This window comes from Streptomyces sp. NPDC005141 (assembly GCF_053599975.1).
Window position 1 is genome coordinate 49,725 of record NZ_JBSFYW010000046.1, and the last position, 25,009, is coordinate 74,733.

Annotated in this window: 25 protein-coding genes and 1 pseudogene; 7 read left to right on the plus strand and 19 right to left on the minus strand. The window is 71.3% G+C overall.

Annotated elements, in window-relative coordinates:
- Nucleotides 1–3: 3 nt before the first annotated feature.
- Nucleotides 4–570, minus strand: a complete 567-nt coding sequence (locus tag ACWD68_RS29695) for a carboxymuconolactone decarboxylase family protein (protein WP_451809536.1) — start codon at nt 568–570, stop codon at nt 4–6.
- Between the two features lie 47 nt (nt 571–617).
- Between ACWD68_RS29695 and pdxR the strand changes: the two genes are divergently transcribed.
- Nucleotides 618–2,087: a MocR-like pyridoxine biosynthesis transcription factor PdxR gene (gene pdxR, locus ACWD68_RS29700; protein ID WP_451809537.1), complete on the plus strand. Its 1,470-nt coding sequence runs from the start codon at nt 618–620 to the stop codon at nt 2,085–2,087.
- Between the two features lie 176 nt (nt 2,088–2,263).
- On the opposite strand, the gene ACWD68_RS29705 is transcribed toward pdxR, so the two are convergent.
- The 3 genes from ACWD68_RS29705 to ACWD68_RS29715 form a co-directional block, all read right to left on the minus strand.
- Nucleotides 2,264–3,067, minus strand: a complete 804-nt coding sequence (locus tag ACWD68_RS29705; RefSeq protein WP_451809538.1) for an SAM-dependent methyltransferase — start codon at nt 3,065–3,067, stop codon at nt 2,264–2,266.
- Nucleotides 3,068–3,152: 85 nt separating this feature from the next.
- On the minus strand, nt 3,153–3,431 hold the full coding sequence (locus ACWD68_RS29710; protein ID WP_351131837.1) for a DUF397 domain-containing protein: 279 nt from the start codon (nt 3,429–3,431) through the stop codon (nt 3,153–3,155).
- Nucleotides 3,432–4,292, minus strand: coding sequence for a helix-turn-helix domain-containing protein (locus ACWD68_RS29715; protein WP_451809539.1), 861 nt, complete (start codon nt 4,290–4,292; stop codon nt 3,432–3,434). It lies immediately after the preceding gene.
- A gap of 188 nt (nt 4,293–4,480) precedes the next feature.
- Between ACWD68_RS29715 and ACWD68_RS29720 the strand changes: the two genes are divergently transcribed.
- Together ACWD68_RS29720 and ACWD68_RS29725 are read left to right on the plus strand one after the other, a co-directional pair.
- The gene (locus tag ACWD68_RS29720) at nt 4,481–5,290 is read left to right on the plus strand and encodes an ATP-binding protein (RefSeq protein ID WP_451809540.1); all 810 of its coding nucleotides are present in this window, start codon (nt 4,481–4,483) and stop codon (nt 5,288–5,290) included.
- Nucleotides 5,291–5,349: 59 nt separating this feature from the next.
- Nucleotides 5,350–5,733, plus strand: coding sequence for a hypothetical protein (locus ACWD68_RS29725; protein ID WP_451809556.1), 384 nt, complete (start codon nt 5,350–5,352; stop codon nt 5,731–5,733).
- Nucleotides 5,734–5,939: 206 nt separating this feature from the next.
- Here ACWD68_RS29725 and ACWD68_RS29730 read toward each other — a convergent pair whose 3' ends face one another.
- From ACWD68_RS29730 to ACWD68_RS29745, 4 genes are all read right to left on the minus strand, one after another.
- Complete coding sequence (locus ACWD68_RS29730) at nt 5,940–6,113, minus strand: hypothetical protein (protein ID WP_261703432.1); 174 nt, start codon at nt 6,111–6,113, stop codon at nt 5,940–5,942.
- A gap of 173 nt (nt 6,114–6,286) precedes the next feature.
- The gene (locus ACWD68_RS29735; RefSeq protein WP_451809541.1) at nt 6,287–6,973 is read right to left on the minus strand and encodes a DUF899 domain-containing protein; all 687 of its coding nucleotides are present in this window, start codon (nt 6,971–6,973) and stop codon (nt 6,287–6,289) included.
- 128 nt (nt 6,974–7,101) lie between these two features.
- Entirely contained in the window at nt 7,102–9,003 is a 1,902-nt protein-coding gene (locus ACWD68_RS29740) for an FUSC family protein (RefSeq protein WP_451809542.1), read from the minus strand.
- A gap of 681 nt (nt 9,004–9,684) precedes the next feature.
- Nucleotides 9,685–10,422 carry a DUF7873 family protein gene (locus ACWD68_RS29745; protein ID WP_451809543.1) on the minus strand — a complete coding sequence of 246 codons (738 nt, stop codon included), beginning with the start codon at nt 10,420–10,422 and terminating at the stop codon, nt 9,685–9,687.
- A gap of 240 nt (nt 10,423–10,662) precedes the next feature.
- Between ACWD68_RS29745 and ACWD68_RS29750 the strand changes: the two genes are divergently transcribed.
- Nucleotides 10,663–11,079 carry a RidA family protein gene (locus tag ACWD68_RS29750; RefSeq protein ID WP_451809544.1) on the plus strand — a complete coding sequence of 139 codons (417 nt, stop codon included), beginning with the start codon at nt 10,663–10,665 and terminating at the stop codon, nt 11,077–11,079.
- Here the strand turns inward: ACWD68_RS29750 and pip are convergent.
- From pip to ACWD68_RS29770, 4 genes and pseudogenes are all read right to left on the minus strand, one after another.
- Nucleotides 11,073–12,038 (minus strand): prolyl aminopeptidase, encoded by a 966-nt coding sequence (gene pip, locus ACWD68_RS29755; RefSeq protein WP_451809545.1) that lies wholly within the window; start codon nt 12,036–12,038, stop codon nt 11,073–11,075. The two genes, ACWD68_RS29750 and pip, sit on opposite strands and share 7 nt — an antisense overlap.
- Before the next feature lie 9 nt (nt 12,039–12,047).
- The gene (locus ACWD68_RS29760) at nt 12,048–12,824 is read right to left on the minus strand and encodes a uracil-DNA glycosylase (RefSeq protein ID WP_451809557.1); all 777 of its coding nucleotides are present in this window, start codon (nt 12,822–12,824) and stop codon (nt 12,048–12,050) included.
- Nucleotides 12,825–12,988: 164 nt separating this feature from the next.
- Nucleotides 12,989–14,522: pseudogene (locus ACWD68_RS29765) on the minus strand (YfcC family protein).
- 189 nt (nt 14,523–14,711) lie between these two features.
- Nucleotides 14,712–16,064, minus strand: a complete 1,353-nt coding sequence (locus tag ACWD68_RS29770; RefSeq protein ID WP_451809546.1) for a M20/M25/M40 family metallo-hydrolase — start codon at nt 16,062–16,064, stop codon at nt 14,712–14,714.
- Between the two features lie 134 nt (nt 16,065–16,198).
- Here ACWD68_RS29770 and ACWD68_RS29775 point away from each other — a divergent pair, with 134 nt between their 5' ends.
- Nucleotides 16,199–16,864, plus strand: a complete 666-nt coding sequence (locus tag ACWD68_RS29775) for an RNA-binding S4 domain-containing protein (RefSeq protein ID WP_451809547.1) — start codon at nt 16,199–16,201, stop codon at nt 16,862–16,864.
- Between the two features lie 82 nt (nt 16,865–16,946).
- Here the strand turns inward: ACWD68_RS29775 and ACWD68_RS29780 are convergent, their stop codons facing one another.
- From ACWD68_RS29780 to ACWD68_RS29790, 3 genes are all read right to left on the minus strand, one after another.
- On the minus strand, nt 16,947–17,399 hold the full coding sequence (locus ACWD68_RS29780) for a DoxX family protein (RefSeq protein WP_451809548.1): 453 nt from the start codon (nt 17,397–17,399) through the stop codon (nt 16,947–16,949).
- Between the two features lie 164 nt (nt 17,400–17,563).
- Nucleotides 17,564–18,253 (minus strand): class I SAM-dependent methyltransferase, encoded by a 690-nt coding sequence (locus ACWD68_RS29785; RefSeq protein WP_451809549.1) that lies wholly within the window; start codon nt 18,251–18,253, stop codon nt 17,564–17,566.
- Nucleotides 18,254–18,377: 124 nt separating this feature from the next.
- Complete coding sequence (locus tag ACWD68_RS29790; RefSeq protein WP_451809550.1) at nt 18,378–19,364, minus strand: acyltransferase domain-containing protein; 987 nt, start codon at nt 19,362–19,364, stop codon at nt 18,378–18,380.
- Nucleotides 19,365–19,457: 93 nt separating this feature from the next.
- On the opposite strand from ACWD68_RS29790, the gene ACWD68_RS29795 reads away from it, so the two are divergent.
- On the plus strand, nt 19,458–19,769 hold the full coding sequence (locus tag ACWD68_RS29795) for a DUF6343 family protein (protein WP_451809551.1): 312 nt from the start codon (nt 19,458–19,460) through the stop codon (nt 19,767–19,769).
- Between the two features lie 108 nt (nt 19,770–19,877).
- Here ACWD68_RS29795 and ACWD68_RS29800 read toward each other — a convergent pair whose 3' ends face one another.
- From ACWD68_RS29800 to ACWD68_RS29815, 4 genes are all read right to left on the minus strand, one after another.
- Nucleotides 19,878–20,258 (minus strand): tetratricopeptide repeat protein, encoded by a 381-nt coding sequence (locus ACWD68_RS29800; protein WP_451809552.1) that lies wholly within the window; start codon nt 20,256–20,258, stop codon nt 19,878–19,880.
- Between the two features lie 50 nt (nt 20,259–20,308).
- Nucleotides 20,309–20,917: a dephospho-CoA kinase gene (gene coaE, locus ACWD68_RS29805; RefSeq protein WP_451809553.1), complete on the minus strand. Its 609-nt coding sequence runs from the start codon at nt 20,915–20,917 to the stop codon at nt 20,309–20,311.
- A 93-nt stretch (nt 20,918–21,010) separates the two neighbouring features.
- Entirely contained in the window at nt 21,011–21,949 is a 939-nt protein-coding gene (locus ACWD68_RS29810; RefSeq protein WP_266757570.1) for a PAC2 family protein, read from the minus strand.
- 179 nt (nt 21,950–22,128) lie between these two features.
- The gene (locus tag ACWD68_RS29815) at nt 22,129–23,655 is read right to left on the minus strand and encodes a flavin monoamine oxidase family protein (RefSeq protein WP_451809558.1); all 1,527 of its coding nucleotides are present in this window, start codon (nt 23,653–23,655) and stop codon (nt 22,129–22,131) included.
- Nucleotides 23,656–23,952: 297 nt separating this feature from the next.
- Between ACWD68_RS29815 and ACWD68_RS29820 the strand changes: the two genes are divergently transcribed.
- The gene (locus tag ACWD68_RS29820; protein WP_451809554.1) at nt 23,953–24,915 is read left to right on the plus strand and encodes a right-handed parallel beta-helix repeat-containing protein; all 963 of its coding nucleotides are present in this window, start codon (nt 23,953–23,955) and stop codon (nt 24,913–24,915) included.
- Nucleotides 24,916–25,009 lie beyond the last annotated feature (94 nt).

Genomic DNA, 25,009 nt, shown 5'->3' on the forward strand with positions numbered 1-25,009 from the left:
GCCTCAGCGGCGTTCGTCCGTGCCGGCCACCTTCGCCGTCGACAGGGCGACCCTGTTCCAGGTGTTGATCGCGAAGATCAGGGCGAGGACGTGACCCAGTTCCTGGTCGTCGAAGTGGGCCGCCGCCTCGGCGTAGACGTCGTCGGGCACACCCGCGTCGGCGACCAGGGTCACCGCCTCGGTCAGCGCGAGGGCGGCCCGCTCCTTCGGCGTGAAGAAATGGCGGGCCTCGCGCCAGACCGCGACCATGTGCAGCCGGTCCTCGCTCTCCCCGGCCCTGCGGGCGTCGTTGGTGTGCATGTGGAGGCAGTACGCGCAGTGGTTGAGGTGCGAGGCGCGGATCTGGATCAGTTCGACGAGGGCCGGGTCGAGTCCCTCGCGGGCCGCCGCGTCGAAGCCGATGAGGGCGCGGAAGACCTTCGGGGCGGACTTCGCGAGGTCGAGCCGGGCGGCTCCGGTCACGGCCGTCCCACCGGTACCGACGGCGCCGGCAGCACCCGCGGCAGCCGTCGCGTCGCTCGTGCTCGTCGTGGTGGTCGCGTCCGTCGTGGTGTTCGTGTTCGTCGTCATGACTATGAATCTACGGTCCGGATAGACCGGCTGTAGGGTGCATTTCCATGGCGGAATCATGGGTCAATTCTGCGGAGCGGATCGGTGTCGATCTGCACTTGGAGCTGTCGGGTCCCGGCGGGCGGCGGGCCGCGCTGACCCGTGCGCTGCGCGAGGCCGTACGCGGCGGGAGGCTCGTGCCGGGCACCCGGCTGCCGCCGTACCGCTCGCTCGCCGCGGACCTCGGCGTCGCGCGCAACACGGTCGCCGACGCGTACGCCGAGCTCCTCGCCGAGGGCTGGCTGACCGCCCGGCAGGGCTCGGGCACCCGGGTCGCCGCGGGGGTGGCTCCCCCGCCCGGGAGGCAACGGGCGGGCGCCGCCGCGCCGGGCGCTCCCGCACGCAGGCCGAAGGAGCCGGGCGCTCCCGCGCGCGTGCCCAAGAAGGTGCCCCGCGCGCGTGGTCCCCGGCACGATCTGCGGCAGGGCACTCCGGACGCGTCGTCGTTCCCGCGTGCCGCCTGGCTGGCGTCCGCTCGCCGGGCTCTCCAGCAGGCACCCAACGAGGCCTTCGGGCCCGGTGATCCGGCCGGGCGGGCAGAACTGCGGGAGGCACTCGCGGAGTACCTGGCACGGGCGCGAGGGGTGCGCACGGAGCCCGGACGGATCGTGATCTGTTCGGGCTTCGCCCACGCCCTGCGCCTGCTCTTCCCGCAGGTCCTTCGAGGTCCGCTGGCGGTCGAGTCGTACGGTCTCGGCTTCCACCGGCAGCTCCTGGCCGACGCCTCCGTACGGACCGTCCCCCTGCCACTGGACGAAGACGGTGCGCTGGTGGGCGAGTTGGGGAGGGAGCGGGCCGTACTGCTCACGCCCGCGCACCAGTTCCCGACCGGCGGCCCGCTGCACGCCGGGCGGCGTGCGGCGGTGGTCGACTGGGCACGCGCGCGGGGCGGGGTGATCCTGGAGGACGACTACGACGGGGAGTTCCGCTACGACCGCAAACCCGTGGGCGCCCTGCAGGGGCTGGACCCGGAGCGGGTCATCCATATCGGCTCGGTCAGCAAGAGCCTGTCACCGGCGCTGCGGCTCGGCTGGATGGTCCTCCCTCAGCGGTTCGTCGGCCCCGTACTGGAGACCAAGGGCGAACGGGAGGCGTGGGCGAGCGCGTTGGACCAGCTGACGCTCGCGGACTTCATCGACTCCGGTTCGTACGACCGTCATGTGCGGCGCATGCGGCAGCGGTACCGGGGGCGGCGCGACCGGCTCGTGGCCACGCTCGCCGCGCGGGCGCCGCACGTCGAGGTCACCGGGATCGCGGCCGGGCTGCACGCGGTACTGCGGCTGCCGCCAGGCACTGAGCGGTCGGCCGTCAAAGCGGCCGTCTGGCAGGGTGTCGCGCTCGACGGGCTCGCCGAGTTCCGGCACCCGGGGGCGGGGATGGCCGCGCCGGACGGGCTGGTGGTCGGGTATGCGACGCCCCCGGAACACGCCTACGGGGCGGCGCTGGACGCGCTGTGCGACGTACTGCCGCCGGGCTGAACGCGCTCGACCCGCGTCGCGCGACGGCCGACCGATGCCACGGCCGTCCTCGGAGCCGTCCCGTCGCATCGCGCCGTGGAAGGGTGGAAGACCCGTACCCCGAAAGCCCGCACCCCGCCGCCGCGTCCCGGTGTCCGGGACACGCCTCGACGGGGTGCGCGAATGCCCCTGAAAACCTACGGTTTGCGTGCCACCGCCCCGTACCCGGGGATGACCCCGTCGTCCTGGCCCGGCACCGGTTCGCCCAGTTCCGGGTGCCACTGGTGGACCACCGCGACGCCCGGCTCGACCAGGTCGAGGCCGTCGAAGAAGCGGGCGAACTCCTCGCGGGAGCGCAGTGCCAGGGTGACGCCCGCCGCCTTGAGCTTCTCGATCGCCGCCGCCGACTCCTCGGGGGTGAAGTCGGCGGTGGCGTGGGTGACCATCAGGTAGCTGCCGGAGGGCAGTTCGGACAGCAGGCGGCCGACCAGGGCGTGCGCGCCGTCCCCGTCGGAGACGAAGTGGAGCAGCGCCACGAGGGAGAGCGCCACGGGACGGTCGAAGTCCAGGATCTTCCTGGCCCCGTCGAGAATGGCGTCCGGGTCCCGCACGTCCGCCTGCAGATACTCGGTCACTCCCGTGTCCGAGCTGCGCAGCAGGGCCGCCGCGTGGGCCAGCACGATCGGGTCGTTGTCGCAGTACACGACCCGTGCGTCGGGTGCGACGGCCTGGGCGATCTGGTGAAGGTTCGGCTCGGTCGGGATCCCGGTGCCGATGTCGAGGAACTGCCGCACACCGTTCTGGGCCAGCCGGCGTGTGGCGCGGTGCATGAAGGCGCGGTTGACCCGGGCCATCACCGGCACCCTCGGGTCGAGGGCGAGCATCTGCCGGCCCATTTCCTCGTCGACGGGGTAGTTGTCCTTGCCGCCGAGATACCAGTCGTACATCCGCGCGGGATGCGGCTTGCTCGTGTCGATCTCGATGGGGGTCTGCCCGGTCATGACGGTCTCCGTAAGTCCGCGCTGTAGTAAGTGATCAACTCAGAACCAAATTCAGGAAAGTCGGTGAAAAGAGAACTCAAGTCGTTCAGGAGAGAAGGAAGTCCGCCTCTCCCGCTTTCGCGCCCTGGATGAACGCCGTCATCTCGCCGGGCGTATAGATGAGGGCGGGACCGTCCGGGTCCGCCGACTGACGCACGGCGATACGGCCGTCGGCGAGTTTCATCGCTTCCAGGCAGTTGCCGCCGTTTCCGCCGCTCCACGGCTTGTGCCAGCCCTCGCTGCCCAGTTCACGGGCGGGCATTCCGTTGTAGATGCGCACGTTGCCTATCCGCGGGTTGATGCGTTCCGGCTTGATGCGTTCCATTCACAGCTCCTTGCGGAGATCCCGGAGGATCTCCTTCGTGCGATGTGCCGTGGCGGCTTGAGCCGCCATGCGGTCCATGACCTCCAGGTGGGTCGCCACCTCGGAACGCGCGTCCAGGTAGACGGCGCCGGTCAGGTACTCGCTGTAGACCATGTCCGGGAGTTCCGGCATGGCAAATCGGAACAGCACGAAGGGCCCGTACGTGCCGGGGTGCGGACCCGAGGAGAACGGGATCACCTGCAACGTCACGTTGGGCAGCTTCGTGGCCTGGAGCAGCCTGTCGATCTGCGCGCGCATCACCTCGGGGCCGCCGATGGTGCGGCGCAGGGCCGTCTCGTCCATCACGGCCCAGATCCGGGGCGCGTCCTCCCGCGTGAGCAGATCCTGACGCTGCATGCGCAGCGCCACATGGCGCTCGATGTCCTCGGGCCGGGTCTGCCCGATGGCGCCCGCCCGCAGGACGCCGCGGGCGTAGTCCTCGGTCTGCAGCAGGCCGGGGACGAAGTGGGGTTCGTACGAGCGCAGGAGGGCGGCCGCGCCTTCCAGGCTGACGTGCATGGAGAACCAGTCGGGCAGGATGTCGTGGAACCGCTGCCACCAACCGGGTTTGTTGGCGTCCTCGGCCAGTTGGACGAAGGCCTCGGCCTCCTCGTCGCTGACGCCGTACGACTTCAGCAGTAGCTGGAGGTACGGAATTTTGAGGGAGACCTCCGCCATCTCCATGCGGCGGACCGTGGCAGGGGCGACGCGCAGGATCCGCGCGGCCTCCTCACGCTTGAGACCCGCGCGCTCCCGCAGGTCCAGCAGCCGTCGGCCGAGGACGACCTGACCGACCGTCGGCGCGGAGCGCGGTTCGCTCACGTCCCACCTCCACTGAGTCCGGACAGCCCGGGCGGCGCCGTCCGGGTTCTTCCTCGTCTTCCTCGACGATCCCAACTGGCGCCGCTCGGCTTGCTGTTGCGAGCAGTGTGCCACGCGCCCCCACGGCGTCACACGGCACTCTGCATTTTTCAGAGTGACACTTGCCAAGTGTTCACGGCGGGGCGATAGTGGCAACCGTGATTCCGTCCGCGCCGTTAGGAACAGACGCCGCCGAAGACCGGTTCGGCCTCCGTGCCGCCACGGGGCACCACCCGGGCACGGCCGCCGAGCGCCGCTTCCGCTTCGAGCTTGCCGCGCACCCGGGCTCCGTGGCTCAGGCGAGACGCCTGACCCGGTCCCGCCTGTCCGGCTGGGCGGTGTGCGAGGACACCTGCGACACGGCGACCCTCGTGGTCTCGGAGCTGGTCACCAACGCGATCGTGCACGCCGCCGGGCAACGTGTCGTCTGCGAGCTGCAGGACACGGACGACCTGGTGCGCATAGCCGTATGTGACGAGGGATGCGCTCCGGGCGAGCCGCACCCCTCCCCGCAACGGCCCGACGAGGAGCACGGGAGGGGATTGCTTCTCGTCGCGGCAGTGTCCAGGGCCTGGGGGGCCCAGGACACCGGGCCCGGCCTGCTGGTGTGGGCGGAGCTCGCGCGCTCGGCAGGCCGGGCCGATGACACCGTCGGCGCGTGGACGGAACCGGGTGACCTGGACGGCCTGGACCGGCTCGACGCCGAGTTCGAGGCCGGGCCGGACGCCCCGGTGCTGCCCGGCCGGCCCCGCGAAGCCCGGTCGGAACCGGGCTTCGCGGACGCGGACACCGGCCCGCGGGCGGATCTGGGCTGGAGCGCGAAGAAACCCCCGAACGACGGTCGGGGCACGGGAGCGGAGGGATTCTGGGGGGCGGGAACCGTGGGGGTCCCCCAGGTTCCCTCCGCCCGGAGTCTGGATCGGGACGGGAACCGGGACCTGGATCGGGGGAGCCTGTGAGGCGTACGTCGGCGGCGGGGTCCGCGGGGCGGATCCTGAGCCTGGACACGCTGGTCCGTATGGAGCGCGGACGGCCTGCGCCCGGGCCGCTGAGGCGCCTCCCCGTTCCCGAGGGCATGAAGGTGCCGCTGGGCTGTGACGCGGTGTCGGTGCCCGCCCGGTTCGGGCCGCTGCTGCTGCCGAGGCTGCCTCGCGTGGGCTGCGTCTACGCGGACCCGGCGCACTGGTGGTGGATCGTTCCTTCCGACTCCGACGTCGCTCTGGAGTGGCCGGCGCCGGCCCACTACGTCACGGGGGCCGTCGTACCGGACTCGCCCCGGATTCCCGGGCTCATCCACAAACCGGATGGCACGCTTCCGTATACCCCGCCGATACCTCTGTATCTGGCCCTGTGCAGGGTCACCGGGACGACACCCGTCTGGTCGCGTCCGATCAGCGCGTGAGCCGGGCCGGGGCCCGCCGGAGGGGGCTCACCGGGCACCCGGCGGTCTCACGGCCGGGTCCGCGGGGACCCGCGCGGGCTCTGCCCGTTGCGGGCGACCGGCTCACGGTGAACGAGCGGCTCACGCCGGACAAGCGGCTCACGTTGAAGGTGCCCACGGGTGCCCATGGGTGCCCGCGCCCGGGCACGGCCGGCCCCGCACGGCCCTCACTCGACGCCGTCGGCACCGCCCACGACGACCAGGAACGCGTCGGAGGCGAGATCCATGACGACCTCCGCGGCCTGGCCCTCCTGACGGCGCGCCTGTGCGAACTCCTCGGCGGGCCACGACCCGCGCGGTCCGCCGGCCGGAAAGCGCTCCAGCACCATTCGCCCGTTCACCCTGTACCTCCATGTCGCGCTGCTCTGGAGAGTTAAACGCCTGCCATGGGGTGAACGGCTCGGGTAGTGACGGTACTGAGACGAAGTCGACACTCCGTCCCAGGCCCCCGGTGAGGGACGCGACGCGTCCCGCGTGACGGAAGCGACGGGCCCGCGGGCTCGTACGCGTCGCGTCAGTCCTCGTACTCGTCGTGGAACCGGACGCGTTCGCCGCCCGCGGGCGCCCCCGGTGCGGACGCCCTCCCCTTGGGTTCCTCCCACTCCTCCTGGCGCCCCAGCGCGGTGAGATCCAGGAGGGAGGTCGTGGAGCCGAGCCCGTCGAGCCCGCGTTCGTACGTGGAGTACGTGTGGAAGACCCGGTCGCGGTCCCGCAGGAAGCAGCTCACGCCGGGCCGCTCGTAGGGCTCGTCTCCGCCGAACGACACCTGGAAGTCGTAGTTGAAGTCGCTGTCGTACGACGAGTACCAGGGCACCGTCCAGCCCATCCGGGCCTTGAACGGCAGGATCTTCGTGTACGGCGCCCGGGACACCGCGGCGAACTCGGTTCCCCGGGCCCGCAGATGGGCGAGGTGCCCGATCTGGTCGAGGAAGCCCGAACAGCTGCGGCAGCCCGCGTCCCACTCGGGAGCGAACATGAAGTGGTGGACGACGAGTTGGTCCCGTCCCCGGAAGAGGTCGAGCAGCGTCGCCTTCCCCTCGCCGCTCTCGAAGACGTACCGCTTGTCGGTCTCGACCATCGGCAGTCCGCGCCGCTCCGCGTTGAGAGCGTCGCGCGCGCGGGTGGCCGCCTTCTCCTTGACCAGCAGTTCCTCGCGCGCGGCGCGCCACTCCTCACGCGAGACGGTCTGCGGAAGCGTCATGTGCTCCTCCTACGGAACGGTGCCTACCCTGTGGTGGACCGGCGGGAGAAGCAGAACTCATCGGAGTATCGCCAAGATTTTTCGGACCGTTCGGGTCGGGTGTCGTGCTCCTGGGGCACGCGTGGACCTCATACCGCCACGGGTCGCGTGGGTGCTGCCCGGAGTCCCGCGTGCTCGCGCCGCTCGGCGAGTTCGCCGAGGAGTTCGGTGATCCGGTCGGTGTGCCGGGGCGTGAGCCGGCCGGCGTCGTCGAGCTGCACGGCGCACGCCGTGGTCGTGTCGACGAGCCGTTCCAGGGTGGCCGCGACCTCGTCCGTGCCTTCGGAGTGCCGTGCCAGGGCGGGGAGTTCGGCGGCGGCGAGGTCGATCGCGGCACGGGCCTCGGCGAGCGCGCGATAGGCCTCCCGGCGCAGGACCCAGCGGCCCGTGCGGTCACCGGCCGTGCCGTCGCTCAGTACATGGGCGAGATAGACGTCCGCCGCCTCCGTGGCCCGGGTGAGCCTCGCCCGTACGGTCCCGCCGCGCTGTCCGAGCGTCGGCAGATGCCCGACGAGCAGCACGATCACGCAGGCCAGCAGCGTCTCAGCGATCCGGTTCCAGGAGGCCTGCGGCTCGCCGCCGACCATCACGAGGGCGAGGACGAGGACGGTGACGACGGCGGTCTGCGCGGCGAAGTGCCGGGTGGCGACGGGGATGAGGGCGCCGCTGACCGCGACCAGGGCGACGAGTCCCTCCGGCCGCGGCAGCAGGGCGGCGAGCCCCGCGAAGGCGACCGCGCCGAGGACGGTTCCCGCCGCCCGGCACAGCACGCGCGAGGCGAGCGGCCCGAGATCGGGCTTGACGAGGAAGACGGCGGTCGCGGGGAGCCAGTACCAGTGCGGGTGGTTGCCGTACCAGCGCGCGTGGTGCAGGGCCTGTGCCACGGCGACGCTCGCGCCGAAGCAGAGGGCGACCCGGATCCCGTACTCGCGCCCCGCGGAACCGAGAGCGGTGCGTACGAGGGAGACGGCGGTGCGCCGCCGGGTGTGCAGGGCGTTCCCGAAGCCCCGGTCGAAGGCTTCGGCGGCGCCCAGCAGGGCCTCGTGGAGGGCGCGCAGCGCGGGCGCGACGGACGTGCTCCCGTGCGGGCCGAACCGGGCGCCGGGGACGGCGGGCGCCGGCAGCGGCCCGGTGGGCGTGCCGGTCCGGACCGCGACGGCGAGCCGCCGGGGGCCCTCGGCGGCCCGTGCGAGCACGGCCTCGCCCGACCAGGCGAGCGCGGTCGCGGCCTCGGCGAGCGGCAGCGCGGCGGCGTACTGCGCGTGCAGTCGCCGCTCGGCCTCGGAACTGGCGTACCGCCGGAGCCGGGGCCCGGTGAGCGCGTCCTGCGCGTGGTCGAGGGCGGCGGTCAGCGCGACGCGCCGCCGGATCGCGTCGGGTCCGCCCGCGGCGAGCAGCAGCCGGGCGATGGCGTCGTACACGCCGCCGACGGCGTCCCGCTCCCCGTCGAACCGGTAGTCGCCTTGGCCGACCGCGGTCGTCGGCAGTGCGAGCCGCACCGCGAGCAGCCAGCCGGCCCCGCCGAGGAAGAAGAGCGCGCGCTCCCAGCCCGGTTCGGGCAGCGGCATCCCGGCCCCGATCGCCGAGGTGACCAGGAGCTGGGTCCCGGCCCCGGAGGCGACGGGGCCGATAGCGCTGACGGCTCCGGCGAGCAGTCCGAGCGCGGTGAGGACGAGGGTGAGCGTCACGGCGCCGGTGTGCTGTCCCGCGTACGACCCGACGAGCAGGCCGGCGGCTCCGGCGAGGGCGGGCACCCCGAGCCGTTCGACGGCGACCCGCCGGCTCCCCGGGCGGTCGTTGATCCCCGCCAGCATGGCGCCGAGTGCGGCGACCACTCCGAGTGAGGTACGACCGCTCAGTACGGCCACGAGCAGCAGCGGCCCGGCGGCGAGGGCTCCCCGCAGGACCGCGTTCCAGGGGACGGGTCCGCGCTGCGCGCGCAGGGCATGGGCGAGCCAGGGTGGTACGGCGGGACGGGTGGGGCGGCGCACGTGGCTCCTGTCGGGCGAGGGCGGAGGGTGCCTTCGGGCGACGTCGGCCGGGCTCGTGTCGTAACCAGGGTAGTGCGCGTTGCGGGCGGAGAGAGAACGCGGGCGTTTCCACGATGTGAAACTCCGCGGGAGGACCGTGTTCCCGGTGAAGGCGATCACCGCGTGAACACGTCCATCGTGAGGCGCGCGGCAGCGGGTCCGTGCGGCGGCGAGGTGAGGGTCACCGGGCCGGGAGGGTGCGGTCGTGCACGGGGCGAGGGAGCGGGTCCGAGGGCGTAGCCGGCCCCCGGACCCTGAGATGCCACCATGTCGCACGCCGGCACACTTGAGAACCCAGGTCAGTCGTTATGTCGCCGCGTCCTGCCTTTGGACCACCACGCATCGAGCTGCGCGGGCTGGACTTGAACCAGCATCTCGACGTACTGGGGCCTGGGCCCGGTCGATCCGGCGATCGGTGGCGAATACTGAGTCTGGAGCAAGAGTCTGAGATTGATCACGGTCTGCCTCTGCCGGGTTGGGCTACCGCGGCGCGTGGACACTCCGTGGATCCGGAGTGCCGCTTGGTGCCGCGGGGAGGACTCGAACCTCCACTGGAACCGTGCATTCACGACAAGCTTCAGGTTCAGCTTGCGCTCCTCGCGCACCCCGGCCGTGGTGCGTGGTGGCCGGGGAGTTCAGAGACTACCCCTGTGCGAACAGGTAGCCGAAAACCGCGTCCCCGACACGCTGGTCGACGACGTCCACGCCGTTGGCCTCCTCGCGGGCGAACTTGACCGCCTGCTGCAACTTCTCGACGCGGTCGAGGAGTTCGTTCACGCGCCGCGCGGGCAGGGCGCCGGAGAACTTGACTGTCGTCCAGTAACCGACGGGGATGTCCTCGTAGTACACCTCGACCTGGGCCGGGTGCTTCTCGGTGGCCTCGGCCTTGACGTGGTTCCGGGGCACCTTCTTCGTACGGAGCGTCCGCACCGGCTCGGTCTTCCAGGCGTCGGTGGACGGGTCCCGTACCCAGGACTCGGAGGCGTCGAGAACGGGCAACTTCCTTACGAAGGTGTTGAGATCGGTGAGCTGCTTCTCGAGAAACAGCAGATAGGAGACCGGCACCTCGGCGACGAGCACCCGCCCGTCCACCTTGACATCGGCCCTCGCCGTGCAGTTGGCCCAGTCCTTGGTGGCGGTCACGTCGAACAGCCGGGTGAGGGTGGCCGCGGTGTCCCGCAGCGCGTCCTCGGCCTGCACCTGGACCCGGGTCGACTCGGGCGGCAGCTGCTCGCCCTCCTCGTCCTTCGGCTGGTACGTCCGCGAGATGCCGGCGAGCAACGCCGGCTTCTGCAGGCCATGATGAGCAGCCGTCAGGTCCTGATGGGACTTGGACTTGATGCCCTTCTCCACTGCGATGATCTGATTGAGTTTCGCCACGTCGGTGACCGTAGCAGCGTCGGCCCGGATCACTCGAAGGGTTATTCGCACGGACGGCTCCCCACACGGTTCCCGGCCCCGTCGAACCAGGCCGCCCCGCCTCCGCACAACCCACCCGACCAGGCGGCCCCACCTCCGTTCGGCCCTTCCGGGTATCCGGCTGCAATTCGGATGCGGGCGCCCGTGCCGAACCCGCATCATCGGCAGGTTGTCCCTCGCCCCCTCGACAGGGAGACCTCCATGATCCAGCGCGTCACCGTTCCCGGCCTCTTCGCGCCGCCCGTCTACGCTCACGCGTCCGTCGTCGAGGCGGGGACGAAGCTGGCCTTCCTCGCCGGGTCCGTGCCGCTCGACGCCGACGGGAAGCTGGTCGGCGCGGGCGATCCCGTACGGCAGACCGAGCAGGTGCTGGCCAACCTCGACGAGCAACTGCGCGCCGCGGGAAGCGACATGGCCCACGTCGTGTCGACCGATGTGTACGTCGTCAGCGGTGAACCCGCCGTGCTGTCCGCGGTCTGGGACGTCGTCGAGGCGTCCGGGCTGAGCATCGGTCCGCACTCCTCGACCCTGCTCGGGGTGGCCTGCCTCGGGTACACCGGACAGCTCGTGGAGATCACGGCGACCGCCGTCGTACCCGGGGCCGAACCGGCTCACTGACGCGAGGCGTACTTGTCCGTCGCCGCCACCAGCGCGTCCACGACGCCCGTCGCCCCCATGGTGTGTCCCACGTCGTCCACGACGATCAACTCGCTGCCGGGCCAGCGGTGGTGGAGCCGCCACACCGTGCCCAGCAGGTTCCCGAAGTCGAGGCTGCCCTGCACGAGGGTCCCCGGGATCCCCTTCAGCAGGGGCGCGTCGCGGATCACGACACCCTCGTCGTTCCCGTCCCCGAGGAAGTGGTCGTTGCCCCAGTAGTGCGTGACCGTGCGCGCGAAGCCCATCCGGAAGCCGGGATCCTCGTAGCGCTCCACCGAACGCGGGGGCGCCGGGACGATCGCCGTCTCCCAGTCGGTCCAGGCCCGCGCCGCCCGCGCCCGCACCTCGGGGTCGGGCGACTCCAGCAGCCGGTTGTACGCGGCGGCGAGGTTGCCGTCCCGCTCCCGCTCGGGCAGTTCGGCGAGGAACCGCTCGAACGCCTCGGGGAAGAACTGTCCAAGTCCCCTGGTCAGCAGGGCCACTTCGGCGTTCGAGCCGGTGGCCACCGCGGTCAGGACCAGTTCGGAGACGACGTCCGGGCACGTCTGCGCGTACCGCAGTCCCAGCACCGACCCCCACGACACACCCCACACCAGCCACCGCCGGATGCCCAGGTGCTGTCGCAGCGACTCCAGGTCCCCGATCGCGTGCGCCGTCGTATTGACGGCCATGTCCGTCCCGTACGCGGCGGCGTGCGGCGTGGAACGGCCGCTGCCGCGCTGGTCGAGCAGCACGATCCGGTACGTGGCGGGGTCGCAGTAGCGCCGGTACACAGGACCGCAGCCGGAGCCCGGACCGCCGTGCAGCATGACCGCGGGCTTGCCGTCGGGGTTCCCGCAGGCCTCCCAGTACAGACGGTTGCCGTCACCGACGTCGAGCATGCCGTAGTCGTACGGTTCGATCTCCGGATACAGACCCATCGCGCGAGGCTAACCCGACGGCGCGCGGGTCGTCAGCCCCGCCGCCTCCGCCGCCGCGCTCAGCACCTCCCGCAGCATCGCGGGCGTGAGCCGTCCGGTGAAGGTGTTCCGCTGGCTGACGTGAAAGCACCCGAAGAACTCGAGGGAAGGGGGAACGGCGAGGGACGGGGGAACGGAGAGGGAAAAGGTGTGGTCCGGCTCCGGCCGCCGTGCGAGCGTCACCCGTGCCCCGTGCCTGAACACCGGCCGCGGCCGGGGCACCGTCCACCCCGCCTCGGAGAAGGCGGGCAGGGCCGCCTGCCAGCCGAAGGCCCCGAGGACGACCACCGCCCGCAGCGTGGGCCGCAGCAGTTCCAGCTCCCGTACGAGCCACGGCCGGCAGGTGTCCCTCTCCCCGGGCGTCGGCTTGTTGGCGGGCGGCGCGCAGTGGACGGGAGAGGTGACACGTACGCCGTACAGCTCCAGTCCGTCGTCCGCGCTCACCGAGGTCCCCCGCGACGCGAGGCCGACGTCGTGCAGCGCCGCGTAGAGCACGTCGCCCGACCGGTCCCCCGTGAACATCCGCCCGGTCCGGTTCCCGCCGTGCGCTGCGGGCGCGAGCCCGACGACGAGGAGGGAGGCGTCGGCCGGGCCGAACCCGGGCACAGGACGCCCCCAGTACGTCTGGTCGGCGAAGGCGGCCCGCCTGGTGGCGGCCACCTCTTCGCGCCACGCGACGAGCCGCGGGCAGGCCCGGCAGCCGGCGATCCGGGCGTCCAGCGCGGCGAGATCCGCCGGGCGGGGCAGACCCTCGGCCGGTCCGGCCGGTCCGGCCGAAGCGGCCGCGCCGGGGGAAACCGCAGGATCGCCGTCGTTCGGACCGCTGCTGTCCACGCCATCACCTTACGACCGGTCCACGCCACCACCGTACGACCGTTCCGCCCCACCCGGTCGCCCACTCCCGGACCCCGCTACGTCATCGCCGCCCCGGCCGCCAGGAACCCGCAGATCAGCAGGAAGAGGATGGCGAGGAGGGGCCAGATGAAGCGGAGGTACTTGTCGTAGCCGACCTTGGCGAGGGCCACGCCGCCGATGGTGACGGCGGTGGTGGGGACCCAGGGGTTCATCCAGCCGCTGGCGGACTGCCAGGCGGTGACGACGACGGCACGGGAGACACCCGCGAAGTCGGCGAGCGGGGCGAGGATCGGCATCGCGAGCGTCGCGTGACCGGAGGTGGAGGGGATCAGGAAGGCCAGCGGCAGGTTCACGATGAAGACGATGATCGCGAAGAGGCTGGAGGAGGTGCCCTCCACGATGCCCTCGATGGAGTGCAGGACCGTGTCGGTGATCTTCGAGTTGTTCATGATCACGGTGACTCCGCGGGCCAGCACGATCACCAGCGCGGGCGAGATGAAGTCCGCGTCGCCCTGGATGATCGTCGCGCTCAGCTTCTGCTCACCCATCCGGGCCACCACCCCGACCAGCACCGCAGCGCACAGGAACAGCGCCGCCAGCTCCGGGAAGGACCAGCCGAGCTCGAACCCGTACGGTCGCGCGTCGGCCTCGCCGGTGAGCGCGCTGGACCACGGCACGACCGAGAAGATCATGAAGGCGAAGACCAGGGCCGTGGTGGCGAGGACCGCCTTGTGCAGGCCGGTCAGCTCGGGAACCTCACCGGCCGCGTCCTGGGCATGCTCGCGGTCCCCCGGCAGGAAGCCGGTGATCGAGCGGTCCGGGCTCTTCTGCACCCGACGCGCGTACCGGATGACGTACGCGATCGTGACCGCCGTCAGCACGACCCACATCACGAATCGCAGCACAATGCCGTCGCCGAGCGAGATGTCGGCGGCGGAGGAGGCCACGCCCGTCGCGAACGGGTTCACCGTCGAGCACAGCACACCGATGCCGGCGCCGAGGATGATCGTGCCGACCGCCACCATCCGGTCGTAGCCCAGCGCCAGCATCAACGGCACGATGAGCCCGTAGAACCCCAGTGTCTCCTCGGCGAAGCCCTCCACGGTGCCGAGCACCGAGAACACCAGCATGATGCCCGCGATGAGCAGCGCCCCGCGCGCCCGCAGCCGGTGGGCGAGGAGGCCGATGCCCCGGTCGAGCGCGCCCCGTCGCGAACACCACCGTGATGAACGCTCCGATGGCGAGCACGAAGAGGAACACGCCCGCGCCGCCGTACAGTTCGCCGGCGAAGTCCGGGCCGACCCGCGCGGTCTTCTCGTCCAGGATTCCGTAGAGGCCGTTGACGGGCGAGAGGAAGAGGTCGTTGAGGCGGTCGACGAAACTCTGGCCGGAGTCGACGCGGTGATAGGTGCCCTGGATCGGCCTGCCCTCGGGCGTGCGGTCGTACTGCCCGGCCGGGATCAGGAACGCCAGCGCCCACACGGCGATCGTGACGATCGCGAGGACGGTCAGCGCACTGGGAAACGTGAACCTGCGCCGGTGCGGCGGCTCTTCGGTGTCGGGCGCCTCGGTGTCGGTCGGGACGGTCACCGGGCCTCCGCCTCCCCGCCTCCGCCGACGACGACCACCGCAGCCGCGGCCGCAGCAGGCTCTGGGCCGTCCGTGGGGTCATCGGCGGCTCCGGCGATCATGAGGCAGCCCCGGAGGCGGCCGGTTCCGGCGGCTCTCACCAGGCCGCCCACGAGCGGAAGCCGGTGATCGCGGCGTTCATGACGCGGCTCACGCTCCCGCTCCCGTTCGGAAATCGGCCGCGTACTCCCGTACGAAGGCGCACATCGCCACCACCGTGTTCCGCAGCTCCGAGAAGAGGACGCGCTCGTTGGGGGCGTGCAGGTTGCACATGCTGTCCTGGGCCCCGAACAGCAGCACCTCGGCGTCGGGGGCCGCTCGTGCGAGACCGTTGACCAGCGGAATCGAGCCACCGGTCGCGACGTACGACGCGTCCTGGCCCCAGGCCTCGCGCAGCGCGGTGAGCGCGGCGCGATAGGCCGGACCGCCGGTCGAGGCCTCGTAGCCCGGGCCCGTGTCACCCGGCGTGACGGTGAGCGGGACCCCGAAGGGACGCAGCGAGCGACGGTGCTCGACCAGTGCGGCCCGCGCCTCCTTCGCGTCCTGGCGGGGGTGGAAGCGGAGATTGAGCTTGGCACGGGCGTACGGGACGACGGCCGACGCCGCGTGTTCGACGCGCGGCGCGTCCAGGCCGATCACCGTGATCGCGGGCCCGCTCCACAGCCGCTCGCCGAGACTCCCGCTGCCGATCAGCGGAATCCCGTCGTCGACGCCGGCGAGTTCACGGAATTCGTCCTCGGTGTACGTCGTTCCGGTCCACTCCTCACGCCTCAGCCCGGGCACGGCCACGTCACCGTGCACGTCGTGCAGCGTGGACAGGGCGGTCAGCAGCACGAGCAGCGCGTCCGGTGCCGCACCGCCGAACTCCCCGCTGTGCCGGGGCTCCCGGAGCGTGCGCACCTCGACGACGACCTCGGCCGCCCCGCGCAGCCCGGTGGTCAGAGTGGGGGTGCCCGGGCGGAGGTTGCCCAGGTCGGCGATGACCATCGCGTCGCACGCGAACCGCTCCGGATCGCTCGGCGGATAGTCGTCGAAGGGGCTGCCGTACTCCTCCTGCCCCTCGAAGACGATCTTCACCCCGACCGGGGGCCGCCCCTCGTACGCCCGCAGCATCCCCAGGTGCGCGATCACATTGGACTTGTCGTCGGCGATCCCGCGCGCCCGGAGCCCGCCCTCGACGGGCGTCGGCTCGAAGGGCGGCGACAGCCACAGCTTCTCGTCGCCGGGCGGCTGCACGTCGTAGTGCGAGTAGAGGAGGACGGTCGGCGCGTCCGGGCTCGGCGGCGGGATCTCCCCGAAGATCACGGGGGCGGTATCGGGGAGATCGATGCGCTCGACGCGTTCCACTCCGGCGTCCCGCAGCATGCCTACGAGGAGATCGTGGGCCTCCCGAACCGGCTCGGCCGGGAAGCCGGGGAACGCGACGGAGGGGATGGCCGCGAGCCGCTCCAGATCGGCGCGGAGGTCGTCCATCAACGCGTCGACCTTCGCTGCAGTCTCCACCTCGGTCCCCTCTGCTGTTCCCCGGGCGGCTTCACTCGACAGCCTCGGCGTACTCGGGGGCCGACGCATCCGGGGTGGTCCGTGCGACGGAAAAGGCATGCGGCGCACCGGACCGTGGGCATTAGAGTCGAGACATGGCTTCTCAGGGTGCTGACGGGGAGATGAAGGCCGCGGGCGCGGGCGGCGTGCGCGGCTCGGGCGACACGGAGGCCCCCACGGCCACGGCCGGGGCCGCTTCCGCCGCCGGACCCGCCGGGGGCGAGAGCGTGCGGGTCGACAGCTGGATCTGGTCCGTCCGTCTCGTGAAGACCCGCTCGATGGGTGCCACGGCCTGCCGGGGCGGTCATGTTCGGGTCAATGGCGAGCGCGTCAAGCCCGCGCACTCGGTACGCGTGGGCGACGAGGTACGCCTGCGGCACGAAGGCGGGGAACGGGTCGTCGTCGTGAAGCGTGTGATCCGCAAGCGGGTCGGTGCGCCCGTCGCCGTGGAGTGCTACGTCGACAACAGCCCACCGCCTCCGCCGCGCGAGGCCGTGGCCCCGGCGGGCATCCGGGACAGGGGGGCGGGGCGCCCGACCAAGCGGGACCGCCGCGATCTGGAGCGTCTGCGGGGGATGCAGACGGGCTCGTCCGGCCCCGTCAGCTCCTCCGGCCCGTCCACCGGCACGACGGGAGCGACCGGGTCCGCGGGTGCCTCCCGCCGCGCGGCCGGTCCCCGCTGGACCGGTCCTCCCTGGGCCGGTCCTCGCTCCACCGGTTCATCGGGTTCCTCCGGCACCTCGGGCTCCTCGGGCTCCTGAACCTTCGGAGAGCCGACGAGCCGTCGTACGACGTCGAGGGCTCCCCCGGGTCCCGGGAGAGCCCGTCGTCCCTCCTGCGCCGTCACCCCCGGCGTCCCACCCGCCGGCGCACCAGACGGAGCAGTTCGGTGGTGTGGCCGCGGCGGGCCCAGGCGATCAGGGCGAGCGGCAGGATCAGGATGAGCGGAGTCGCCACGTACGGGCCGTGGACGACCGTGACGTTGACGATGAACGCGCCGACCATCAGCGCGCTGAGCGCCACCGCGGCCACCGAATCCAGCAGCGGGATCAACAGGGCGATGCCTCCCGCGAGTTCGAGCGCACCGATGATGTACATGCCCGTGTGTCCCCAGCCCAGCTTGTCGAACGACTCCGTGGCCGAGGGGTGGGCGATCAGCTTGGGAAGAGCGCTCGCGAACGCGTAGAAGAGGCCGAGGACGACCTGCAGGGCGGTCAGGGAGATACGGGCACGGCGGGAGCGGGGCGTGGCGGCGGCCCGGTCGGTGGTGGCGAGGGGAAGGGTGGTCTCGGACACGGTGGTCTCCTGTGCGAAGCGGTGGTTGCTGCTTTCACGGAGACAGACCTGAACTCGGTCGGGAACTCATCGGTGCGGGGCGGGGTTTGTTCCGTCCGGCCGGGACAGTCCCTGCCCCGGACCGGGCTTCCCGGGGCGGTCCCGCTCCTCTCGCGCCGAGCCGCTCACCCCTTCACCGCCCTCACCCACACCCCGTCGTCCGTCAGATACCGGTCCACCTTCAGGCCCGCCTCTCCCAGGGCCTCCTCGAAAGCGTCCTTCGTCAGCGGGCGGGACAGAAACGTCTGGGTCCAGGTGGCGTCGGGAAACGCGTACTCCGCGTGCACCGAGTTGACGCCGTCCCCGACGGGCTCGGCGGACACGATGCGTACGGCGAAACCGGACGGGTCGGTGCGCTCGCGGGGCACGCGGGTGTGCCAGTCCTCGCCCTCCCGCTGGATCAGCACGCAACCGTCGTCGGCGACATGACGGACGCAGGTGTCCAGCAGCGCCCGCCGCACCCGGACGTCCCCGGCGTGTATGAGGAACGACGCCAGCAGCACCACGTCGAACGTCTCGCCGAGATCCAGGCCCTCGATGGTGCCGCGTATCGTGCGTGCCCCACGGACGTGCTCCAGCATCTCGGCGGACTCGTCCACCGCCGTGACCGTGAACCCGAGCTCCAGGAGCGGGTGGGTCATCCTCCCGACCCCGCTGCCCAGCTCCAGGACGTGCGCGGCGGCGGGCACCGCGGCGGTGATGATGTCCGGTTCGGTTCCGACGGGCAGGCGGGTGTACAGCTCGACCGCGCAGCCGTCCGGTGTGACGGCACCGGGTCCCGTGCCCTCGTGTCCTTGACGCTTCTCGATCCTCATACCCGTCCAACGGACGGCTTCCGCAAGCCCGTTCCCTTCCATCCGCACTCGTTCGAGTGACATGTTCGAGGGGCACCGGTCCGAGCGGGAGCCTTGTCCCCGGCCCGGGCCACGGCGGGACGGGCTACAGCGCGAACCAGCCGCGCCCTTCGTACCAATGTCCGCCCGCGCGCAGGTGGTCCACCACCGCGCGCTCGACGCTGTTGCGCCGCGGCAGTTCGCCGAGCGGAAGCTCCGGATCGCCGAAGACGAAGCCGACGGGCACCGAGTCGTCCGGGGTCGCCTCCTCGGGGTCGATGTCGAAGCGGTCCTGGAAGCGAATGATGTTGGAGTCGGCCGGCAGATACCGCTTGAGCTGCGGGTCGAGCAGCCATGAGTTGCAGACGGCGACCTCGTAGCGCTCGTCGGGGTAGTGGCGGGCGAAGAACTCCCGCGCCAGGGCGAGCGAACGGTCGCACGCGGACGGGGAGAGGGGGCCACGGAAGTCGGTGATGTGCAGGCTCAGACAGGGGTCGCCGGGGCCCAGGTCCAGCCCCGCCGCCGCGACGGCACGGCCCGTGCGCCGCCCCAGCAGCGCCCGCTGGAACTGGAGCCGGCCGAGCTGGAACAGCTCACCGTGGAAGTGCAGGGCTGTCCACCAGGGGAACAGCAGTCCGGGGCCGCCGGCCCTTCTGTGGTGCACGGACACATGACGGCCGAGGTCGGCGAGCGTGCGCCGGGAGACGTCCTCCGGGACACCGCGCTCACGGTGATGGGCGCGGACGTACGGCAGTGCCGCGACGAAGACGTACAGCGGGAAGCAGCGTCCGAGTGCTCCCGTCGTCGCGGGGAACGCGGGCGGCTCCCAGCCCTTGCCGATCTCTCCCATGTCCCGGACGAAGCGGGTGACGCAGCGCGCGAGGAGGGTCATGGCCTCCGGGTCCGCTGCCAACCGGTCGCGCAGCGCGACGAGTTCGTTGATGTGCTCGTGGGGAACGGACAGATCGAGCAGGACGTCCGCCAACGTGTCGGCGTCCGGGAGCGCCGCTTCCCGCGGGGCTGGGCACTCACCCTCCAGGTCTCTCAGCCATTCGGCGAGCCTCGCGTCCGCCCGCAGCGCCTCAAGCAGCACCGTTGCCTCCCCCGGCGGTCGTCGTCCGGACCGCTCTCCCTTGGTGAACGTGCACCACGAAGAGTACGTTTCCCTGTAGGAGTGGTGATCCTGATGCGTACGGGCAGTGAACCGGTGACAGCGCGGAGTGCTCTGCGGATGCGCTTCTGGCTGAGTGTCTGGGGTCTGATCTGGGCCATTTTCGGGACGGTCGCGTTCCTCCTGGCCGGGCGGCCGGGATGGGCCGCCGCGTGCGGCCTGCTCTGGGTGATCGTCACCGTCGACATGACCATGATCCTTCGGCACATCAGGCAGGGCCCGCACTACCAGCCCGGCCGTGACGTCCCGCCGTACGAACCCGTGGACGACCGGTCTCCGTACCGGCCGCCGGAGCGCCGCCGCCCGTCGAGGCCGTCGCACCCCTGAAACGGCCGGGCGGCCGCCCTGACCGGCGGCATCGCACACGGGGAGCCGCAAACGCCCCCGCCCGGTGGCGGGCCGCGCCCGCCTCACCCGCTCCGCCGCGCGGACCCGCTACGAGTCGAACCGGGCCGCTTTCAGGTACTGCGGCTTCGGATCGAGTGCGGCCGCCAGTCTGAAGTGGCGCATCGCCTGCTCGGGGCGTCGCTGGCGCTCGTAGGTCCGGGCGAGCGCGAAGTGCGCGAACGCGTTGTCCGGCTCGCGCTCCAGGACGATCGTGAACTCGAGCTCGGCCGGGCGCAGTTGCGCGGCGGCGAAGAAGGCACGCGCGCGCAGCAGCCGGGCCGCGGTGTTCTCGGGATGCGCGGCGACGACAGGGTCGAGCAACTTCACCGCGCCCCGCGGGTCGCGCGCGGCGAGCAGTTGCTCGGCGGCGCGGAAGTCGATGACGTGCGTCTCCGGAGTGCGTCCGGTCGATCCGCTGGTCTCGGGCACGGCAGAGTCCTTCCCTCGCTGCAGAGGTTCAACGCCCCTGGCGAGGGCCGCTATTCCTGGGGCCGGCGGGCCCTGCGCACGAGATCGGCCCATACGTCCCGTACGCGCCGCTCCAGTTCCTCCAGGGGCACGTCGTTGTCGATGACGACGTCAGCGATCGCCAGGCGCTTGTCGCGCGGGGCCTGGGCGGCCATGCGGGCGCGGGCGTCCTCCTCGGTCATGCCGCGCAGGCGGACGAGGCGGTCGAGCTGGGTCTCGGGGCGGGCGTCGACGACGATCACGAGGTCGTACAGCGAGGCCAGGCCGTTCTCCGCGAGCAGGGGCACGTCGTGGACGACGACGGCGTCCTCGGGGGCGGCGTCCTCCAGGGCGCGGGAGCGGGTGCCGACCAGGGGGTGAACGATCGCGTTCAGGACGGCGAGCTTCTGCGGGTCGGCGAAGACGATCGAGCCGAGCTTCGGCCGGTCGAGGCTGCCGTCCGGGGCGAGCACGTCCTCGCCGAAGGCCTCGACGACCGCCGCCAGCCCGGCAGTTCCGGGCGCCACGACCTCGCGCGCGATACTGTCCGCGTCGATCAGCACCGCGCCGTGCTCGACGAGCAGCCGTGACACTTCGCTCTTGCCGGCGCCGATACCACCGGTCAGGCCCACCTTCAGCATGTCCCGCAGCTTAGGGCCTGCCACTGACAGGCCGTCCGCCAGGGAGCGCCCCGGGCTTCGGGGAGGTCCGGGAGCCCGGGAAGATGAGAGGGCTCAGCCCTCGCCTTCGCGCTCCGCAAGGAATCGCTCGAACTCCTGGCCGATCTCGTCCGCCGAGGGGATCTCCACCGGTTCCGCGAGCATGTTGCCGCGGGTCTCGGCGCCCGCGGCGGCGTCGTACTGGTGCTCAAGTCCCTGGACGAGCGCGACGAGTTCCTCGTCGCCCTCCTGGATCTGCCGGTCGATCTCCGTCTGGGTGCGGTGCGCCTCGGTCCGCAGGGCGTGCGCGATACCGGGAAGCACCAGACCGGTCGCGGCCGTGATCGACTCCAGGACGGTCAGCGCCGCGTCCGGGTACGGGGAGCGCGCGATGTAGTGGGGCACGTGCGCGGCGACACCGAGGACGTCGTGACCGGCCTCCATGAGGCGGTACTCGACGAGGGACTCGGCGCTTCCGGGGACCTGCGCCTCGTCGAAGGGGCTGCGGTGGCCGGGCACCAGGTCGGTGCGGCTGCCGTGCGGGGTGAGACCCACGGGGCGCGTGTGCGGGACGCCCATGGGGATGCCGTGGAAGTTCACGGAGAGACGGACGCCGAGCCGTTCCACGATCTGCTGGACGGCGGCGGCGAAGCGCTCCCACTCGGTGTCCGGTTCGGGTCCCGACAGCAGCAGGAAGGGCGCTCCGGTGGCGTCCTGGACGAGCCGGACCTCGAGCGTCGGCTCCTCGTACTCGGTCCAGCGGTCCCGCTTGAACGTCAGCAGCGGGCGGCGGGCCCGGTAGTCCACGAGCCGGTCGTGGTCGAAGCGGGCCACGACCTGGTGGGGCAGCGAGTCGAGCACCCGGTCGACGATCTGGTCGCCGGTCTCGCCCGCGTCGATGTATCCGTCGAAGTGGTAGAGCATGACAAGACCGGCCGACTCCTGGGCGAGTGCCATGTCGACCACGGCCAGGCCCTTCGGCTCCCATGCGTACAAACCCTGCGGATCAAGCACAGTGACCGCTCCTCCTCGTGTTCGTACTGCACAACGTGGTGCGGAGCACGGACATTCCCGTCCCGTGCTCCGCACCGCTGCCTCGTGCCGAGCCTCTCAGCCTCCACGAGCGGCTGGAAGGAGTTCCGGGGACGGTGAGGGCACCGCCGGCGGACCGCCACCAGCACAGCACACGAGTGTTACGAGGACAGCACGCGCGCGTGGAGCGAGGTGACGGCGTTGCGGGCGGACGTGAGGGCGCCGTGCTGCCAGGCGTCGGCGTAGCTGAGCCAGTCGCCCGCGAAGTAGACCCGCCCGGCGGGCCGGTTCAGCGGCTTGTAGCGGACGTCGTCGGGTCCGCCGGGCGTGTTGTGCCAGGCGCCTTCCAGGTGCGGCGTCTGGCGCCAGTGGTGGGAGAAGGACGAGTCGAGTTCGGTGCGGTACTTCTCGCCGTAGATCTTCACGCCCGCGGCCACCGCGCGCTTCTCGCGCTCCTTGGGGGTCAGCTTCGCGTACGAGTCGGCGTCGGAGCCGTAGTTGTAGTAGCCGATCATGACTCCGCGCCGGCCGTGGAAGCCGTAGGAGGGGTGCCAGATGTGGGTCACGTCCAGGTCGGTCTCGGTGATGCCGCCGTAGATCCGGTGATCGAGCTCCCACCAGCGCGACCGGTATTCGAGGCCGATCTTGCCCGCGGACTGCGGGGTGATCGCCTCCAGGGCGCTCTGGACGCCGGAGCCGAGGTTGTGCGGGATCTTGGCGAGGATGTTGGGCGGCAGGGCGCCGATGCAGAAGTCGGCGTCCAGGGTCCTGGTGCGCCCGCCCTGGGTGTACGTGACGGTGACGCCGCTTCCCTTGTCGGTGATCCGGGACACCGCCGCTCCGGTACGGATGCGGTGGGCCCCGATCGCCCTGGTGAGCGCCTTGGGTATCTGGTCCATGCCGCCCACCGGCTGGAACATCAGCATCGCCTGGTCGAATTCGAACTCGAAGGAGAAGTACCGGCCCACGCCGGAGGCGAAGACCTCGGAGGCGCTCGGGACGTCGCCGAGGAGCACGCCCGGGGTTCCGGCGGCGGCGGGGACGGTGGTGTAGCCGCGGCGCGGACCTCCCCCATAGGTGAGCTTGTCGCCGAGTTCGCCGAAGTCCTTGAGGAACTCGACGAGACTCTCCTGGTCGGCGGCCGTCAGTTCCTTGTCCAGGGCGCCCTTGTCGGTGGCCTTCGCCAGCAACTCGGAGACGTAGCCGTAGACATCGGCCTTCGCGGTGCGATGACGCACCGGCTTGGTCATGCCGGCCGACTCGTTGTACATGTATGCGTCCGCGTTCGTATTCGTGAACACTTCGACGGGGACGCCGAGTTCCCTGCAGTAGTCGAGGGTGACCATCCACTGCGGCAGGCGGGCCGGGCCCGCGTTCATGTACTGACCCTCGCCGAACCGGGCCGTCTGCGTGTTGCCGTACAGGTCGGTGGTCGAATCACCGCCGCGTACGGTGAAGTTGCGGCCGCCGGTGCGGTCTCTGGCCTCCAGGACCGTACAGTCGTAGCCCGCCTTGCCGAGCTCGTACGCGGAGGCGAGACCCGCGATGCCGCCGCCTACGATCACGACCTTCGCGGCACCCCTCCCGGAGAGCGTGAAATCGCCCGACTTCGGGGCACGGAAGGGTTGTTCGCGCTGGGCGGCCTGCGCGGTGGGCGCGAGGCCGAGGGCTCCCATGGTGGCGAACATCGCGCCCGCGCCGCCGGTCAGACCGACGTTGCGCAAGAACGCCCGCCGACTCGCCGCTGCCGATCGCTCGTGTGCTGCCATGCCTTCGACTCCCCTCACGATCTTGAATGACCCGGGGATCCTGACAACGGCCTGTTACGGAACGGCAGTTACTCGTGTATCCACCACGTTTCCCTCCCCGCACACCTGCCTGGTCCAGACCTTGACACGGACCCGCACCCTCCTTACGTTCAGATGAGAACCCGAAGTTCATGTACAAGAACATTTCTTGCGAACCGACGGGCAGGTCACCCCCACATGCGCATTCGACGCACGCTTCTCATCCCCCTGCTCGGCGCGACGGCGGTCATGGCCGGGGCGCCGGCGGCAGCGCCTTCGGCGAACGCGGCCCAGGTCATCGAGGTATCCACCGCCGCCCAGTTGAAGTCGGCCCTCACCTCGGCCGCCCCCGGCGACACGATCCACCTCGCGGACGGCACGTACACCGGCAACTTCAAGGCGACGACGGCCGCGGGCGCGGTCTCCCGCATCACCCTCAGCGGCTCCTCGAAGGCCGTCCTCACGGCGGGCGGCGGCTATGGACTGCACCTCAACGGCGCCTCGTACTGGACGGTCCAGGGCATCACCGTCACCGGCGGCCAGAAGGGCATCATGATCGACTCGGCGAAGGGTGTCGTCGTCGACAGGGTCACCGTCCACGGACTCGACATGGAGGGCGTCCACTTCCGCAACTCCAGCACGGACGGCGTGATCAGCAACTCGAAGATCTACGACACCGGCAACGACGGCCGCGGCATGGGCGAGGGCGTGTACGTGGGCACGGCCGGCGGGACCTCGGACAGGAGCGACCGCATCCAGATCACCGGCAACACGATCGGGCCGGACGTGGGCGGCGAGAACGTCGACATCAAGGAGGGCACCACGGGAGCCCGCGTCACCGGCAACACCTTCGACGGCAACGGCCTGACCGGCGCCAACTACGACGACTCCTGGGTCGACGTGAAGGGCAACGACGTCCTCGTGGAGAACAACAAGGGCACGGCCACGACGAACGACGGCTACGAGACCCACACCCAGCAGTCCGGCTGGGGCTGCCGCACGGTGTTCCGGGGCAACACCTCGGACCTGCGGGGCGCGACGGGCGACAAACAGCTGGCGGTCAACGTCACCAACTACGGCACCGGCTGCAGGACCACCGTGTACGCCTCGAACACGGTGACGGGCGGCAAGGGGCTCACCAACATCACGGTGACGCCCTGACACCCTCCCGGAAAACGACCCCCCATGGAAGTGGGGGGGGGGGCCGAAACGGGGGGGGAGGGCAAGAAAAGAAAGAGAGATAGGGGTAGGAAAA